The following is a 15,891-nucleotide window of genomic DNA, read 5'->3' as shown; positions in this document are numbered from 1 at the left end:
GTCGGCGTGGATCTGGACGACATCGCCGCCCGGCTCGGGGTGCCCGTCGAGGAGGTCGACCGGGTGCACCGGCTCGCCGGTGACGGGCCGTCAGCACCGTTGCCGGCCAAGGCCGACGCGCCCGCGCTCCTCGACCGGCTCGCCGTGCCGCCGGACGACGCCGCCGAGATCATGGCGGGCTGGCCCGACCCCGACTCTCCGCTGTGGACTCCCGAGCTGCGCTGGCTGCTCGACCGGTCGATCGCCGTGGTCCGCGCCGACCTCGCGGGCTACGACTGGCTGTCGCCCGGCCCGGAGCTGCCCCGAGACCGGGGGCCCGCCTGGCGGCACCTCTACGTGTACGCGTACCTGGCCCTGGTCGACGTGGTGCGCGGGTACCACAGCGACCACGGGGTCCCCGATGCCGTGACCTGGGTGACCCTGGCTGACCTGGGCCGCAACCTCGCCATCGACCGACGGATGCGCGGCGAGGGCTGGCCGATCATGCAGAGCTGGCTGACGCTGCACTCGCGCGGCAGCGTCTACGAGCTGGGTCGGCTCCAGCACCAGCGTGGCGACGGCGCCATCGGCCTGCACGTCCCCGATTCGGGGCCGTTGACCCCGGGGGCGGTCGAGGCGTCCCTGGACGAGGCCCGCGCGTTCTTTCCCCGGCACTTTCCCGACGAGCGCTACACCGCGTTCTCCTGCGCCTCGTGGCTGCTCGACCCGCAGCTGCGGGAGTACCTCCCCGAGGACTCCAACATCGTGCGGTTCCAGCGCCGGTTCGAGCTGGAGCCCTACGACGAGTCGGCGGGGCCGGACGCCGACATCGAGGTGCTGCGTTTCGGGTTCCGCACCCTGACCACGCCGCTCGACGAGTTGCCGCGCCGCACCGCGCTCCAGCGCGCGATCGTCGACCATCTGCGGGCCGGCGGCCACTGGCACTGGCGCCACGGCCGCTTCCCGATCTAGGCGTCCGCGTCCCACCACGCGTCGTTGACGGCCGCCCGGGCCGCCGGTTCGATGACTTCCCACCCCTCTGCGATGAGCCCGTCGGCGATCCGCAGGACGTCGACCACCACGATCTCCGGCCCCGCGTCGGGGAGTCGGCGTCGCGAGTGCACCACGACGTGGTCACCGTCGGCCAGGAGGTGCAGGACGTCGACCCGCATGCCGGCGGTCGGGCCCAGCGCGGCGCGGACCGCGGCGAGCCACTGTGTCCTGGTCGAGGTCGTCGAATCCGACCGGTGGTGGATGAAGTCCTCGCTCAGGAACGAGGCGAGCGTGTCGACGTCGCCGGTGTCGACCAGCCCTGCCAACGCACGTCCGACGATGCTCTTGTTCTCGGTGGTCATGGCCGCAAGTATTTGCGCGGCCCGGGTGCCTGTCGATGACATCGCACTTCATGGTGTTCCGAGCGACGATGAGTAGGCTCATGATCGTGTATGCGGTCGGGGAACTCCTGCGGCAGTGGCGCAAGCGCCGAGGGCTCAGCCAACTCGACCTGGCGATCGCCGCGGATGTCTCGGCGCGGCACGTCAGCCTGGTCGAGACCGGCAAGTCCACGCCGAGCGCCGGCATGATCCTCCGGCTCGCCGACCAGCTCCACGTGCCGCTGCGTGATCGCAACCAGCTGTTGCTCGCCGCCGGCTTCGCGCCTCGGTACCCGCAGCGTCCGCTCGACGACGCCGCCCTGTCCGGTGCCCTCGACGCGGTCCGCCGGGTGCTTCAGGCGCACGAGCCGTATCCGGCGCTGGTCTTCGACCGCCGGTGGAACATCGTGCTGACCAACCGCGCGGTCGACCCGTTCTTCGCGTACGCGGCGCCCGAGCTGTTGCGACCGCCGGTGAACCTGGTCCGGTTGGGCCTGGACCCGCGAGGGCTGGCCCCCCTGGTCGTCAACCTGGGCGACGTGCGGGCGGTGTTCCGCAGCCGGATCTCACGCCAGCTCGCCGCCGCTCCCGACGCGGAACTCGCGGCGCTCTACGAGGAACTGCTGAGCCCGCTGCCCGAGGAGCCGACGGGCCAACGGGTCGACGCCGACGTGGTGCTCCCGATGATCCTGCGGGTCGGTGGACGCGAGCTGCGGCTGTTCTCGACCATCACCACGTTCGGCACTCCGATGGACATCACCATCGAGGAGATCGCTGTGGAGTCCTACTACCCGGCGGACCCGCAGAGCGCCGCCTACTTCACGCGGTAGGGCCCGGCCTGGTCACCGTCCAGGCCGGGCCCACCACTCGTTCGTCAGCCCGTGGTCAGGACGAACCTCTCCCAGGATCCGACCGACGTCCGGTTGGCGATCAGTGACCCGGCCCCGGCGTTCTCGGCAGCGACGATCTGGTTGTTGATCGTGGCGCGCAGGCTGACCGTCCCGTCGGAGTTGTTGATGAGCTGGAAGGTCTCCCACGCACCCACAGACGTGCGGTTGGCGATCAACGGCTCCGCGCCCGCGTTCTCGGCGGAGACGTAGAGCCCGTTGGCGCGCGACCGCAGGGCGATGGCACCGTTGCCAGCGTCCACCCGGTCGAACTGCTCGGTCGTCGAGACGCTGGCCTTGTTGGCGATCAACGCGGTGCTGCCGACCGCCGACACGTACTGGTTGTTGACCTGCGCCCGCAAGGTGGTCGCCGGCGCGCTGCTACCGGTGCCGGTGGTGAAGGTGAACGCGTCGACATCGAACAGGTAGCCGGACCCACCCTTGAACACCAGGTACAGCGTCGTCGACGCGGTGGGCGGGTTGCTGATCGTGGCGGACGCCTCGACGAAGGTCTCCCAGTTGCCGGTCACCGGAACCGTGACGGTGCCCAGCAGGGTGCCGGTGGCCGACCCGGCCCGGACCTCGATGGTGCCACCGGCGCCGGCCGACGACGCCCTTACGGTGATGCGGTTGGCGTTGGCCAGGTTGTACGGCTGGTAGGAGATCCAGTCGTTGTTCTCGATGAACCCGGCCGTGCGGCCACCCTCGGCGTTGGTGTGGTCGGTGGCCTGGACACCGGACTGGGCGCCGAAGTGCTCACCCTGGCGGTGCTTGGGTTGCAGCGTCTTGATGCTGTGCGTGGTGAGTCCGCCGTTGTCGGTGTACGCGGCGTCGAAGACCCCGTAGATGTTGGCCGCCGAGTCGTGCTCACCGTCGGTCGGCAAGGTGATGGAGCCGCTGCACCCGGTCTTCGAGGTGATCTGGTGGGCGTGGCTGTCGTGGCCCAGCGCGTAGGTCAGGCTCACCTTGGAGCAGTCGATGGTGCCGTCCTGCGGGTCGCTCACCGAGATCTGGTACGGCACCGTGTCACCGAAGGTGAACAGTTGCCCGTCGGCGGGCGTGGTGAGCGACACGGTCGGCGCGGTGTTGCCCACGGTGACAATCAGGCTCGCCGTTCCGGACAGGCCGGTCGGGTCGGTGACCTTCAACGTGGGGGAGTACGTGCCGTTGGTGGTGTACGTCTTGGTGGGGTTGGCCGCCGTCGACGTGGTGCCGTCACCGAAGGTCCACAGGTAGCTGAGCGCGCCGCCCTCGGGGTCGGAGCTGCCGGCCGACGAGAAGTTGACAGTCAGCGGGTTGGCCCCCGACGTGGGGTTCGCCGAGGCGACCGCGATCGGGCTGCGGTTGCCACCACCGATGTACTCGATCCGGAAGAGCGCCTGGTTGTTCGAGCCGGTGCCGTAGTCCAGCACGTACAGGGCGCCGTCCGGGCCGAAGGCCATGTCCATGACCTGGGTGCCGGTCCACGGGAAGTTGGAGATCTCCCCACGCGAGCCGTCGGAGTTGACCGCGATGGCCTTGATCCAGCGGCGGCCGTACTCGCCGGCGAAGAACTGACCGTTCAGCGAGGCCGGGAACTTGATGCTGGAGTTGAGCGAGGCGTCGTACCGGTAGACCGGCCCACCCATCGGCGACTCCGAGCCGCTGCCGAACTCCGACGGAGAACCGGAGTCGCCCGCGTACTTGATCCAGGCCTGCTTCGCCGCGGGCAACGTGCCGAGCCCGGTGTTGCGGAACGAGTTGTTGGTCGGCCCGCCCGTGCAGTTGTACTTGGACTGCGACGGCCCGGACGGGAAGGTGTATTCATTGTATGTTTCCGTGCTGGTGTTGCTGCCGGTGCAGTACGGCCAGCCGTAGTTGCCGGGCGACGCGATGCGGTTGAACTCGACCTGACCCTGAGGGCCCCGGCTGGAGTTCGTGCTGCCTGCGTCGGGGCCGTAGTCACCGAGGTAGACCACGCCGGTCGCCTTGTCGACGCTCATCCGGAACGGGTTGCGCAGGCCCATGGCGTAGATCTCCGGGCGGGTGCCCGACGTGCCGGGGGCGAACAGGTTGCCCGACGGGATCGTGTACGTGCCGTCGGCCTGCGGCTTGATCCGCAGCACCTTGCCCCGCAGGTCGTTGGTGTTGCCCGCCGAGCGCTGGGCGTCGAACTGCGGGTTGCGGTTGGTCCGTTCGTCAAGTGGCGCGTAGCCGGACGACTCGAACGGGTTGGTGTCGTCGCCGGTGGTCAGGTACAGGTTGCCGGCGGCGTCGAAGTCCAGGTCACCGCCGACGTGGCAGCACTGCCCACGATCGTTGGCGACCTGGAGCACGATCTTCTCGCTGCCCAGGTTGAGCGTGTCGTCGCTGTTGAGGGTGAACCGGGACAGCCGCAGGTGCCCCTTCCACCGGTCCCAGTCAGACTGCGAGCCGGTGGTCGGGGCGTCCCCGGACGGGGTGCTCAGCGTGGGGGAGTAGTACAGGTAGATCCACCGGTTGGTGGCGAAGTTGGGGTCGACGGCGACGCCCTGCAACCCCTCCTCGTCGTGCGTGTAGACCGACAGGGTGCCGGAGACCTTGGTGTTGCCGGCCACGTCGGTCACCCGCAGGACGCCGTTGCGGGCGGTGTGCAGTACCGAACGGTTGGGCAGGACGGCCAGGGACATGGCCTCACCCAGCTCACCCGAACCGGTGGCGAGCTTGACCTGCTGATAGTCGGAGGCGGGGATCACCGCCGCCTGGGCGGTGGACGGTGCAGCCACAGCGAGGGCCGCGCTCGCGACGGTGAGGACCGCCGCGAAGAGCGCCCGGGGCCAGCGCCGGGGGTACGAGAGCATGATCGTCCTTTCTCGACGACCGGGGGACGGGCGCGCGGGGGCGCACCACGACCAGGTGGGGTGGTGGAGAACGAGCGGGGAACCAGGTCAGTTGGTGGTGACCAGGTCGAACTTCTCCCACTGACCGATGGAGGTCCGGTTGGCGATCAGCGGGGACGCGCCCGCGTTGTCGGCGGCGACGTAGCGGTTGTTCACAGTGGCCCGCAGGCTCACCGTGCCGTCGGAGTTACGGACCAGCTGGAACGTCTCCCAGGCGCCGGCGGTGGCCCGGTTGGCGATCAGCGCGGCGGCCCCGGCGTTCTCGGCCGCGACGAACTGCCCGTTGCCCTTGGCGCGCAGCGCCACGTTGCCGTTGGCGAGGTTGACCAGGTCGAACCGCTCGGTGGTGCCGACGGAGGTCTTGTTGGCGATCAGCGAGGTGGTGGCGTTGGGCGCGCTCACGTACTGGTTGTTGGCGCGGGCCCGCAGGGTGGAACCGCTGGCGGTGGGCGGCGGGGTCGTCGTGCGCGGCGAGCAGTCGGCCGTCACGGAGCCCGCGGCGACCTGGAGGCCACCGAGCAGCATGCGGGTGAAGTTCGGGTCGGTGTACGACGCCTCGGTGTGTCCGAGGCCCGTGTACCAGGCACGCCCGCCGCCGTACGCCTTGCACCAGGTGATCGGGTGGTCGCCGCCCATGTTGCCGCCGCTGTAGGACGACTCGTCGAGGCTGGCCAGGACCCGTGCGCTGGAGCGCGGGTTGGTGCGGTAGTTGTACCACTCGTCGGAGCGGACCCAGGTGGTGCCAAGGTGGGCGGTCGACGGGTTGGTCTGGTCCTCGATCTTCACGGTGGCGTTCTGGATGGCCGGGTGCGAGTCGAACCACGCACCGACCAGCGAGCCGTACCACGGCCAGCTGTACTCGGTGTCGGCCGCGGCGTGCACGCCGACGTAGCCACCACCGGCGGCGATGTACGACTCGAACGCCGTCTGCTGGCTGGCGTTGAGGACGTCGCCGGTCGTCGACATGAAGACCACCGCCTGGTACTGGGCCAGGTTGGAGGTGGTGAACTGGGCGGCGTCCTCGGTCGAGGTCACTGTGAAGCCGTTGGCCGATCCGAGCTGCTGGATCGCGGCGATGCCGTTGGGGATGGAGGAGTGCCGGAAACCGGCGGTCTTGCTGAACACCAGGACCTTGGTCAGTGGTGCCGCCGAGGCGGGGGTCGGCAGGGCGACCAGGCTGGCCAGCATGACGGCCAGGCCGGTGACGAGTGCCAACAGGCGGGGACGGGAACGCATGGTCTTGCTCCTCTGCTGAGCGTCGACCTCAGGCTGTGCAGGCGGGCAGGCCGAAGGCCGTGATGGCGGTGGTGCGGAAGCCGGGCCGCCGATGCTCGGCTGAGGTGGTGCGGGGTGGTGGGGGTGCGGGGGTGGGGGTGAAACCAGCCGACGGCGATCCAAACGCCCCACAATGGACGGTCAGAATTCATCGACTGGCATCGTTGACGCAGTAAACCTCCGATGTCTACGCCCCGTCAAGCCCACGTGCTCGGTCCCGAGTGTGCCCGCGAACGGTCGGGGTCGGCGCCGAGATGATACGTATGACGTATGCTCGATGGCGTGGCCACCGACGACTATCGAGAACGGCCCGCGGGGCAGCTCGTGGCGCTGCCGGTCCGCGTGCGCCCTGACCTGACCACCACGGCGGTCGGCCTCGGCTGCCGCCCTACGCGGGTCCGGTGCCCCGGGTGGCCATGAGGATGAGGTCGGCGATCGTCTCGGGGTGGGTGACCATGGCGAGATGCGATGATTCGACCTCGATGGTCGTCGCATTCATCCGATCGGCCAGGAACCGCTCCAGCTCCGGCGCGGTCGTGCGGTCCTGCATGGAGATCGAGTAGTAGCACTGTCGGTCCCGCCAGGCGGCCGTCGTCGTGCGGCCCTGGAAGAGGTCCTTGGCGATCGGGCCCTGCACCGCGTACAGGGCGCGGGCACGGGTCTCCTCGATTCCCCCGGCGAAGTCGGCGAGGAAAGCGCTCTCGCTGAGCTGTGCGTACCCGTCGTGGTGCACGAGGCCGGCGTTCGCCGGCGGCGTGGGGTATTTCGCCGCGAGCGCGTTGTAGTCTTCGCCGGCGTCCGGAGCGCGGGCCGCGACGTACACCAGGGCGGTGACCCTCGGGTGGTTGCCGGCCTCGCTGATGATCGTGCCGGCCCAGGAGTGGCCCACCAGCACCGTCGGGCCGTCCTGCCGGTCGAGGGCGCGGTTGGTGGCCGCGACGTCGTCGGCCAGGGAGGTCAGCGGGTTCTGGACCGCGGTGACCGTCAGCCCGGCCCGCTGCAGGAGCGGGATGACGTCGGACCAGGAGGAGCCGTCGGCGTAGGCGCCATGGACCAGGACGACGTTGCGCGCGGGCGTGGCCGGAGACGTGTCACTCATCTGGAACCCCCACGCGCTCGCCGGTCGACGACAACTCTCGCCCGCCACTTTTCCCCACGCCGGTCGGCCCGGTGTGCCAAACGCCCAGGCTTCAGCCGCTCAGCGCACCGGGTCCGGTGCGAGGGCGCGCCAGTCCAGGTGGTCCCGGTAGCGGTGACGCAGGACGATCCAGCTGACCGAGAACGGGATGACCCCCATGGCCACCACACCGAGGACGTCCCCGCCGACCACGTCGAACACCGCCCCCACGTCGCCGAACAGCTGAGCGACCGTCTGGAAGGCGACGTGCAGGCCGATGCCGGCCCAGATGTCGCCGGTCGCGGCGCGGAAGGCGCCCAGCAGCAGCGCGAAGACGAGGAAGAGCGCCAGTCGATCGACGGACCTGGCCGCCCCGATGAGGAACCCGAACACTGTGAACAGCACGGCCTGCCCGATCACCGCCTGCCAGGCGGGCAGCCGGGTGGCGAGGTGGTGTTGCAGGTACCCACGGAACACCAGCTCCTCCGGCAGCGCCTCCTTCAGGAAGACCAGCACGACCAGCAGCACCGCCACGCGCAGCACGTCTCCGACGGACGTCCGGACGCTGATCTCGACCCAGCCGAGACCGAGGCAGAGCGCGAATCCCGCCGCGGCGGGGACGAGCCAGCAGGCCATGCCGAACAGCAGACGCCGCCAGCCGGCGCGTAGCGACAGCAGCCCCAGGCCGGCCCAGGGGCGTCGGTCCAGGACGCGACGGGCGACGACCACCAGCGGTACGACGACAGCTGTGGTGAGGACCGCCCCGACCGCATGGGTGGGCCGGTCGTAGTCACTGTCGAGCAGGGCGCCGAGGAACAGCCACACCAGCACGGCGCCGGTGGCCACGACGAGGACACGCCAGGGCAGGGCGAGACGAGGTCCGGCGCTCACCACGCGCAGCGTAGCCAGCGGCGTCAACGGCCGACCGTCAGCGGCCGAGGACGAGGTAGGCGAGGCCGAGGACACCTCGGTAACCGCCGACGTACTGGCGCAACCGGTCGTCGAGTTCCGCGCGGACGTCGGCCGCCCGGGGATCCTCCGGGTACGCCAGCAGCCACTCCTGCCGGCCGGCGAGCCAGGTCGACTCGAAGTCGTCCCATTCCCGCTGGTCGGCGGTGCTCAGGTGCAGCAACCGCCAGCCGCGCTCGCGGGCGGCCTCGATCAGGCCGGGAAGGGTCGGGACCTCTGGGCCGAAGACCTCGGCGATCTCCTCCGTGGGGGACCGTTCCCAGTAGGCGTCGCCGAACAGCAGCCGTCCACCGGGGCGGACCACGTCGGCGAGGGCGTCGAGGGCGGCCGTGGTGCCGCCGAAGGCGTGCGCCGAGCCGATGCAGAGCACCCGGTCGGCCGGCTCCTGCCAGGCCGCCGCTTCCCCCATCACGAAGGCGACGTGCCGGTTCAGCGACCGACCCGCGGCCAGTCGCCGCCCCCGGGCGAGCGCGGCCTCGTCGGTGTCGACGCCGACTCCCCGCGTGGCGACCGGGCCGGACACACCGCCGGCGGTGACCGCCCGCAGCAGCAGCTCACCCCAGCCGCAGCCGAGGTCGAGCACGCGCGCGCCGGGACGGACGTCGAGTCGTTGCAGCAGCAACGCGGCGTGCTCCTGCGACAGCGGCGTGTTCCAGCGCATCCGGGCGTAGCGGCTGGCGGCGAGGTGGTCGGTTGACTGCATGCGTTGAGGGTGTCAAAGCGTGATCGTCGGCGTGCGCCGGGCCCGACACCCCGGCGTACGGCAGGATCGGTCAGATGGGCGCGGAGCAGGCGGGGCCGTTTCGGCGGCCGACCCCGCAGGAGGTGGCGGCGGCCGCCGGTCGGGGCCTGGCGGACGTGATCGGCCCCGGCCTGCGGGTGCTGTTCTGTGGCTTCAACCCCGGCCTCTACTCGGCCGCCGTGGGCCTGCCCTTCGCCCGCAAGGGCAGCCGGTTCTGGCCGGCCCTGCACGGCGGCGGTTTCACCGACCGGGAGCTGCGCCCGTGGGAGCACGACGAGCTGCTGCGCCACGGTCTGGGCATCACCAGCCTGAGCAACCGGGCCACCGCCCGCGCCGACGAGCTGACGTCGGAGGAACTGGTGGCCGGCGTGGCCGGGTTGGCGGTGAGGGCCGAGCGTTACCGGCCGCGGTGGGTGGCGATCCTCGGGGTGACCGCGTACCGGATCGCCTTCGTCCGACCGAAGGCCGGGCTGGGGCCGCAGCCGGACCGGCTGGGCCCGGCCCGGGTCTGGGCGCTGCCGAACCCCAGTGGCCTGAACGCGCACTTCCCCCTGCCGGCGTTGACCGCCGAGTTCGCCAAGCTGCGGCGGGAACTCGACGCCTAGCCGGCCGAGGTGACCAGCCCCTGGTAGTAGGGCTGCATCGCCGGGTGGTACTCGTCGAACTCGGGGCGGGGTGAGCCGTCCCGGGAGGCGACCAGCAGGTCCAGGTAGTACTCCCAACCGGCGCCCACCTCGGCGATGCCCTCCACGCTGGTGAGGTGCTGCACGAACCGCAGCTCGGTGGTGCCGTCGGTCTCGGTCAGCGACAGCTCCAGCAGCCAGCTGCCGTAGTCGTCGACCATCGACACGGCGAGGCGTCGCGACGGTTCGCACGCGTCGATGCGCATCTCACACCAGGGCTGCTGCTCCTCGTACGCCATCTGGACCCGGATGGTTTGTCCGGGCCCGGCGTCGCCCTCCCACGGGCCGAACCAGCGGGCCGTACGCTCCGGCTCGGTCAGGCTGGCCCAGACGTCCGCCGCCGGAGCGCGGAAGGTCCGGGTGAGGACGAGATCATGGCCGGTGTCGGTGCGAAACAGGCGTCCGGCGGGTGTGCGGGTCATGCCGTGTGCTCCCTTCGGTGCTCCGCCGGGCCGCGGCTGCGGCGCTCTCGGCGGGTGCGATAGACCTCGGTCTCCAACGCGTCGAGGTGCCGGCCCCACCGGTCGACTGTGGTGAGCGCGGTGAGCCAGTCCAACAGCGGGGCGAGCGGGCCCGGGTCGAGCCGGTAGATCCGCTGCCGTCCCACCAACTCGTCACGGACCAGGCCGCTGCCGCGCAGCACCCGCAGGTGTCGGCTGATGGCGGGCCGGCTGATCGTGAACCGTCGGGCGATGTCGCCGGCGGAGAGCGGCTCGTCGCGCAACAGGGTCAGAATGTGCCGCCGCACCGGGTCCGCGATCGCGACGGCCACCTCATCCACCCCAGAAGCGTAACCTATGGGTTACGGGTTTGCCCGTTGTGGACCGTCGGCACCGCAGGTCGGTGCGTCGATGGTGGGCACATGATCACCTGGCCTGGCACTCTGTACGGCATGGCCGCCCTGCTTCGCTCCCGACTGACCGACTGGACCTTCGCCGTACCCGTGCTCGCCGTCCTGGTGTTGATCGTCACCTGGGGGCGGAACCTGCCCGGCCCGGTCATTGTGGTGGTCGCGTTGCTCCTGGGAGGTGCCGTGCTCGCGGCCGTGCACCACGCGGAGGTGGTCGCCCACCGGGTGGGGGAGCCGTACGGGTCGCTGGTGCTCGCCGTCGCGGTCACCGTGATCGAGGTCGCCCTCATCGTCACGCTGATGATCAGCGGGCCGGAGAAGACCCAGTCGCTCGCCCGCGACACCGTCTTCGCCGCCGTCATGATCACCTGTAACGGGATACTCGGCCTGTCCCTGCTGCTCGGGGCGCTGCGCCGTCGCGTCGCGGTGTTCAATCCGGAGGGCACCGGCGGGGCCCTGGCCACCGTGATCACCCTGGCCACCCTGAGTCTGGTCATTCCGACCTTCACCACGGCCCGTCCCGGCCCGGAGTTCAGCCCGGCCCAGCTCGCCTTCGCCGCCGTCGCCTCGCTGGCGCTCTACGGGCTGTTCGTGCTCGTGCAGACCGGCCGGCACCGCGACTACTTCCTGCCTGTCGACAGCCAGGGCCAGGTGATCGACGCCGAGGAGCACGCGAAGCCGCCGACCACCCGCGCGGCGCTGATGAGCCTGGGGCTGCTGCTGGTGGCGCTGGTCGCGGTGGTCGGCGACGCCAAGACCGTCTCCCCGACCATCGAGGCCGGCGTCGCCGCGGCGAACCTGCCACACGCGTTCGTCGGCGTGATCATCGCCCTGCTGGTGCTGCTGCCGGAGACCCTGGCCGCCGCCCGCGCCGCCCGCCGTGACCGCGTGCAGATCAGCCTGAACCTCGCGCTCGGTTCGGCGATGGCCAGCATCGGCCTGACCATCCCGGCCATCGCGATCGCCTCGATCTGGCTGGACGGCCCGCTGCTGCTCGGCCTCGGCGGCACCCAACTCGCCCTGCTCGCGCTCACCGCCGTGACCGCCGTGCTCACCGTGGTGCCCGGCCGGGCCAACGTGTTGCAGGGCGGCGTACACCTGGTGCTGATGGCCGCCTTCGTCTTCCTGGCCGCCAGCCCCTGACCCGACGCCACCCGCGCGGCCCGCCGGCTCGGTCCGTGACCGCACGGCTCAGCCGGCGGGCGGCGGGTCGCCGGCGAGACGATCCGCGCGGGCGTTCAGGTAGCGCTGCTGCGCCAGGTTCGTCGAGCGCGCCGCCGCCATCCGGTACGCCTCCCGCGCCGCGACCCGTTCACCCTCCAGCTCCCACAGGTGGGCGCGGGCGGCCGGCAGTCGCGGGTCGTCGGCGAGACGGGGGTCGTCGGCCAGGTCGGCGAGCAGCGCCAAGCCGGCCGGTGCGCCGCGGCTCATCGCCACCGCCACCGCGTGGTTGAGCGCCACCACCGGGTTGTCGGACATCCCGAGGAGCACCTCGTACAGGGCGGTGATCTGCGCCCAGTCGGTGTCCGCCGCGCTGGGCGCCTCGTCGTGCACGGCCGCGATGGCCGCCTGGAGCTGGTACGCCCCGACCACCCCACGCGGCAGCGCCCCGCTGATCAGCTCGACCCCCTCGGCGATCTGGTCGGCCCGCCACCGGCAACGGTCCTGCTCGGCCATCGGCACCAACTCGCCGTGCGCGCCGATCCGGGCCGGCGCGCGGGCGTCGGTGAGCAGCATCAACGCGAGCAGCCCGGTCACCTCGGGATCCTCGGGCACCAGCCGGCGCACCAGGCGGGTCAGTCGGATCGCCTCGGCGGTCAGGTCGGCGCGCAGCAACCCGGGCCCGGCCGTGCGGGCGTACCCCTCCGTGAAGATCAGGTAGAGCACGTGCAGCACGGCGGCGAGCCGGTCGGCGCGCTCCGGGCCGGTGGGCGGCGCGAACCGCAGCCCACTGTCGCGGATGCGCTGCTTGCCCCGACTGATCCGCCGGGTCATCGTCGCCTCCGGCACCAGGAACGCGCGCGCCACCTCGGCGGTGCTCAACCCGCCCACCGCGCGCAGGGTGAGCGCGATCTGCGACGCCGCCGACAGTGCCGGGTGGCAGCACAGGAACAGCAGGATGAGCGTGTCGTCGGCGTCCGCCGGAGGCTGGTCGGCGGCGGGGGCGCGCCACTGCTCCGGCAGCACCCACCGCGCCACAGTGTCCTCGCGTCGCATCCGGGCCTGCTCGCGACGCAGCAGGTCGGTCAGCCGCCGGGACGCCACGGTGATCAGCCAACCACGCGGATTCTCCGGTACGCCGTCGCGCGGCCAACCGTTCACCGCGGCGATCAGCGCCTCCTGCACCGCGTCCTCGGCAGTGTCGAAGTGCCCGTAGCGGCGGACCAGCGCGCCGAGGACCTGCGGCGCCAGCTCGCGCAGCAGATCCTCGGCGGGGGTCTCCGGCACGGGTCAGCCGGCCAGGTCCTCGACACCGTCGAGCACGGGTCGCACGTCCACGTACCCGCCGGGGGCGTCCGGGTCGACCAGGCCGGCGGCGATCTCGGTGGCCCGGTCGAAGCTTGCGCACTCCACGATGGTGTAACCGGCGAGGACCTCCTGCGTCTCCGGGTACGGGCCGTCGGTGACCACCGGTGCCCCCGCGCGCACCTGCACCCGGCGGGCGTGTACCGGCTCGCTCAGCCCCCGGGCGTCGACCAGCTCTCCGGACTCGGCCAGCGCCTGGTGGAAGGTCTCCATGTGCTGGTGCATCGCCGCGATCTGCTCGGCCGACATCGCCGGCCGGTCGGAAGCCCGTCCCGACAGCACGTCGTAGTCCTGCTGCGACCCGTAGAGCAAAATCATGTACTTCACGGTTCTTCCCTTCTCCCACGGACACCACCCCGGCGCCCCCACAGGAAACGTCGAACCCCAAACCCCCACCCAGACATCCCACCGTCCCCGGGTCCACCCCCACCCGATCCGGTGATCATGAAGTTAGCGTCACGACACGCCGAGCGGGATGACGCTAACTTCATGATCAACGGGTCTGTGGATCTAACGGTGTTTCCGGCCTGACCCATCGGGCGTTGTGCCTGGTGAGGAGGGTGCCGTGATGACCGCGACACTGAACGATCAGACCGGACGAAGGAAGCGGCCTGAGCCGTCGGCGGAGGCGAAGGCCGCGGCCGAGCTGGTTCGGGCGGCCAAGGAACAGGGCCTGTCGCTGACCGGCCCGGACGGGCTGCTCAAGCAGTTGACCAAGACGGTCCTGGAGACCGCGCTGAACGAGGAGATGACCGAGCACCTCGGCTATGAGAAACACGACGCGGTGGGCGCCGGGTCGGGCAACATCCGCAACGGCACGAGGTCGAAGACGGTGCTGACCGACGCGTCGGGGCCGGTGCCCATCGAGGTGCCGCGGGATCGGGCTGGCACGTTCGAGCCGCAGATCGTCCGTAAGCGGCAGCGCCGGTTGTCCGGGGTCGACGAGGTGGTGTTGTCGCTGTATGCCAAAGGGCTGACCACCGGAGAGATCAGTGCTCACTTCGCTGAGATCTATGGCGCTTCGGTCAGTAAGGAGACGATCTCGCGGATCACTGACAAGGTGATCGAGGAGATGACCGACTGGTCGCACCGGCCGTTGGATGAGATCTACGCGGCGGTGTTCATCGACGCGATCGTGGTCAAAGTCCGTGATGGGCAGGTCGCCAACCGGCCGTTCTACGCCGCGATCGGAGTCACCCTCGACGGGGAGAAAGACATCCTCGGACTGTGGGCCGGCACCGGTGGTGAGGGTGCGAAGTTCTGGATGAGCGTGCTGACCGACCTGCGTAACCGGGGTGTGAAGGACGTGTTCTTCCTCGTCTGCGACGGGTTGAAAGGCCTGCCCGAGGTGGTCACGAACGTGTGGCCCCAGACCGTGGTCCAGACGTGCATCATCCATCTGATCCGCAACACGTTCCGGCTCACCTCCCGCAAGTACTGGGACGCGATCAAGCACGACATCAAACCGATCTACACCGCCGTCAACGCCACCGCGGCCCGGGCCGCGTTCGACGACCTGGCCGAGAAGTGGGGCGGCAGGTATCCGGCGGTGATCCGCCTGTGGGACAACGCCTGGGCCGAGTTCATCCCGTTCCTCGACTACGACGTGGAGATCCGCAAAGTCATCTGCTCCACGAACGCGATCGAGTCGTTGAACGCCCGCTACCGGCGGGCGGTCAAGGCCCGCGGCCACTTCCCCAACGAGCTGGCCGCGTTGAAGTGTCTGTATCTGGTGACCCGGTCCCTGGACCCCACCGGAGCAGGCAGAACCCGATGGACGATGCGCTGGAAACCCGCGTTGAACGCCTTCGCCATCACCTTCAGCGACCGCTTCCCAGCCGCTGAAACCTACTAACCAAGATCGCCGGAAACACCGTTAGCGAGACAGCCCCTGATCAACAATGGTTCGGGGTGGTGGGTGGGGCCTAGGTTGGCGGGATGACTGTGGTGTGGGTGGTGGTCGGGGGTTTCGTGCTGGTGGCGGGGGTGGCGTTTGGCGTTGTGGTGCGCCGGGGGCGGGCCGATGAGGTTGGGGGCGACGAGCCTCGGGCCGGGCGGGACGCTCGGGCGCGGCAGCAGCGGTACGAGACCGAGCGGCACGGTGACCAGGGTGACACGTGGCAGCGCGGTCGGGAGTCGGGCGGTTGAGCGACCCTACTGGCCGTACGAGCGGCGCAGCCGGTGGTTGACCAGGTAGTTGAGGCGGTGGCGTAGGTGGCCGAGGGTGCTCTCACTCGGCAGTTCCCCGTCGGTGGTGAGCGTCCAGCGCAGCGTGCAGTCCCCGCCGGGCAGCCCGGCGGTCAGGTCGAAGCGGATCCGGTCCAACGGTCGGTGCGGCCACAGCGACGACCAGACGAGCAGCACCGGCGCGTAGCCCGCCACCACCCGGGGCGGTATCTCGTCGTCGCGCAACTCCAGCCAGGGCCGGCTGCCGGCCTCGTACGGGTCGCGCAGCGACCGCCACAGGACGTGCGCCGGTGCCGGTTGACGTCGGCTGCGACTGCCCAGCTCGTGCACCACGGCCCCTCCTTTCCTGGACGGCGACACCCGCCCCGGAGCATTGTGGCGGCCCCGCAGTGGCGCCCCGCGCCCACCCGAGCCCGCCGCGCGACACTCGCTGCGCCGCAGCCCA

Annotated in this window: 17 protein-coding genes; 6 read left to right on the top strand and 11 right to left on the bottom strand. The window is 70.7% G+C overall.

Annotation, left to right across the window (positions count from 1 at the left end; genetic code table 11):
• Window positions 1-6: 6 nt before the first annotated feature.
• A complete protein-coding gene (locus OH804_RS12805; protein WP_406065269.1) occupies window positions 7-951 on the top strand; it encodes an acyltransferase domain-containing protein in 945 nt (314 codons plus the stop codon).
• Here OH804_RS12805 and OH804_RS12800 read toward each other — a convergent pair.
• A complete protein-coding gene (locus OH804_RS12800; protein WP_406065267.1) occupies window positions 948-1,334 on the bottom strand; it encodes a nuclear transport factor 2 family protein in 387 nt (128 codons plus the stop codon). The two genes, OH804_RS12805 and OH804_RS12800, sit on opposite strands and share 4 nt — an antisense overlap.
• An 80-nt stretch (window positions 1,335-1,414) precedes the next feature.
• Between OH804_RS12800 and OH804_RS12795 the strand changes: the two genes are divergently transcribed.
• Window positions 1,415-2,182: a helix-turn-helix domain-containing protein gene (locus OH804_RS12795; protein WP_406065265.1), complete on the top strand. Its 768-nt coding sequence runs from the start codon at window positions 1,415-1,417 to the stop codon at window positions 2,180-2,182.
• Window positions 2,183-2,226: 44 nt separating this feature from the next.
• On the opposite strand, the gene OH804_RS12790 is transcribed toward OH804_RS12795, so the two are convergent.
• The 5 genes from OH804_RS12790 to OH804_RS12770 form a co-directional block, all read right to left on the bottom strand.
• On the bottom strand, window positions 2,227-5,058 hold the full coding sequence (locus tag OH804_RS12790; RefSeq protein ID WP_406065263.1) for a PQQ-dependent sugar dehydrogenase: 2,832 nt from the start codon (window positions 5,056-5,058) through the stop codon (window positions 2,227-2,229).
• A gap of 87 nt (window positions 5,059-5,145) precedes the next feature.
• On the bottom strand, window positions 5,146-6,333 hold the full coding sequence (locus tag OH804_RS12785; protein ID WP_196922897.1) for a ThuA domain-containing protein: 1,188 nt from the start codon (window positions 6,331-6,333) through the stop codon (window positions 5,146-5,148).
• Between the two features lie 427 nt (window positions 6,334-6,760).
• Window positions 6,761-7,471 carry an alpha/beta fold hydrolase gene (locus OH804_RS12780; protein WP_196922898.1) on the bottom strand — a complete coding sequence of 237 codons (711 nt, stop codon included), beginning with the start codon at window positions 7,469-7,471 and terminating at the stop codon, window positions 6,761-6,763.
• 99 nt (window positions 7,472-7,570) lie between these two features.
• Window positions 7,571-8,380, bottom strand: coding sequence for a CPBP family intramembrane glutamic endopeptidase (locus tag OH804_RS12775; RefSeq protein ID WP_196922899.1), 810 nt, complete (start codon window positions 8,378-8,380; stop codon window positions 7,571-7,573).
• Between the two features lie 37 nt (window positions 8,381-8,417).
• Complete coding sequence (locus tag OH804_RS12770; protein WP_196922900.1) at window positions 8,418-9,161, bottom strand: cyclopropane-fatty-acyl-phospholipid synthase family protein; 744 nt, start codon at window positions 9,159-9,161, stop codon at window positions 8,418-8,420.
• Between the two features lie 74 nt (window positions 9,162-9,235).
• Between OH804_RS12770 and mug the strand changes: the two genes are divergently transcribed.
• Entirely contained in the window at window positions 9,236-9,805 is a 570-nt protein-coding gene (gene mug, locus OH804_RS12765; RefSeq protein WP_196922901.1) for a G/U mismatch-specific DNA glycosylase, read from the top strand.
• Here mug and OH804_RS12760 read toward each other — a convergent pair.
• The gene (locus tag OH804_RS12760) at window positions 9,802-10,305 is read right to left on the bottom strand and encodes an SRPBCC family protein (protein WP_406065260.1); all 504 of its coding nucleotides are present in this window, start codon (window positions 10,303-10,305) and stop codon (window positions 9,802-9,804) included. The two genes, mug and OH804_RS12760, sit on opposite strands and share 4 nt — an antisense overlap.
• On the bottom strand, window positions 10,302-10,664 hold the full coding sequence (locus tag OH804_RS12755; protein WP_196922903.1) for a metalloregulator ArsR/SmtB family transcription factor: 363 nt from the start codon (window positions 10,662-10,664) through the stop codon (window positions 10,302-10,304). The genes OH804_RS12760 and OH804_RS12755 overlap by 4 nt, the downstream gene beginning before the upstream one ends.
• A 111-nt stretch (window positions 10,665-10,775) precedes the next feature.
• Between OH804_RS12755 and OH804_RS12750 the strand changes: the two genes are divergently transcribed.
• Window positions 10,776-11,876, top strand: coding sequence for a calcium:proton antiporter (locus tag OH804_RS12750; protein ID WP_196924937.1), 1,101 nt, complete (start codon window positions 10,776-10,778; stop codon window positions 11,874-11,876).
• A gap of 48 nt (window positions 11,877-11,924) precedes the next feature.
• On the opposite strand, the gene OH804_RS12745 is transcribed toward OH804_RS12750, so the two are convergent.
• Together OH804_RS12745 and OH804_RS12740 are read right to left on the bottom strand one after the other, a co-directional pair.
• A complete protein-coding gene (locus OH804_RS12745) occupies window positions 11,925-13,181 on the bottom strand; it encodes an RNA polymerase sigma factor (protein WP_406065258.1) in 1,257 nt (418 codons plus the stop codon).
• Between the two features lie 3 nt (window positions 13,182-13,184).
• Entirely contained in the window at window positions 13,185-13,577 is a 393-nt protein-coding gene (locus tag OH804_RS12740; protein ID WP_231393993.1) for a YciI family protein, read from the bottom strand.
• A gap of 250 nt (window positions 13,578-13,827) precedes the next feature.
• On the opposite strand from OH804_RS12740, the gene OH804_RS12735 reads away from it, so the two are divergent.
• Window positions 13,828-15,114: an IS256 family transposase gene (locus tag OH804_RS12735; RefSeq protein ID WP_406060189.1), complete on the top strand. Its 1,287-nt coding sequence runs from the start codon at window positions 13,828-13,830 to the stop codon at window positions 15,112-15,114.
• Window positions 15,115-15,197: 83 nt separating this feature from the next.
• Window positions 15,198-15,407 carry a hypothetical protein gene (locus OH804_RS12730; RefSeq protein ID WP_196922906.1) on the top strand — a complete coding sequence of 70 codons (210 nt, stop codon included), beginning with the start codon at window positions 15,198-15,200 and terminating at the stop codon, window positions 15,405-15,407.
• Window positions 15,408-15,413: 6 nt separating this feature from the next.
• Here the strand turns inward: OH804_RS12730 and OH804_RS12725 are convergent, their stop codons facing one another.
• Entirely contained in the window at window positions 15,414-15,779 is a 366-nt protein-coding gene (locus tag OH804_RS12725) for a hypothetical protein (RefSeq protein ID WP_406065256.1), read from the bottom strand.
• Window positions 15,780-15,891: the final 112 nt, after the last annotated feature.

The sequence above is a fragment of the Micromonospora sp. NBC_00860 genome (assembly GCF_045207375.1).
Lineage (GTDB): Bacteria > Actinomycetota > Actinomycetes > Mycobacteriales > Micromonosporaceae > Micromonospora > Micromonospora vinacea.
Note: the sequence above shows the minus strand (reverse complement) of the source record. Positions and strands in the feature narration are given on the sequence as shown.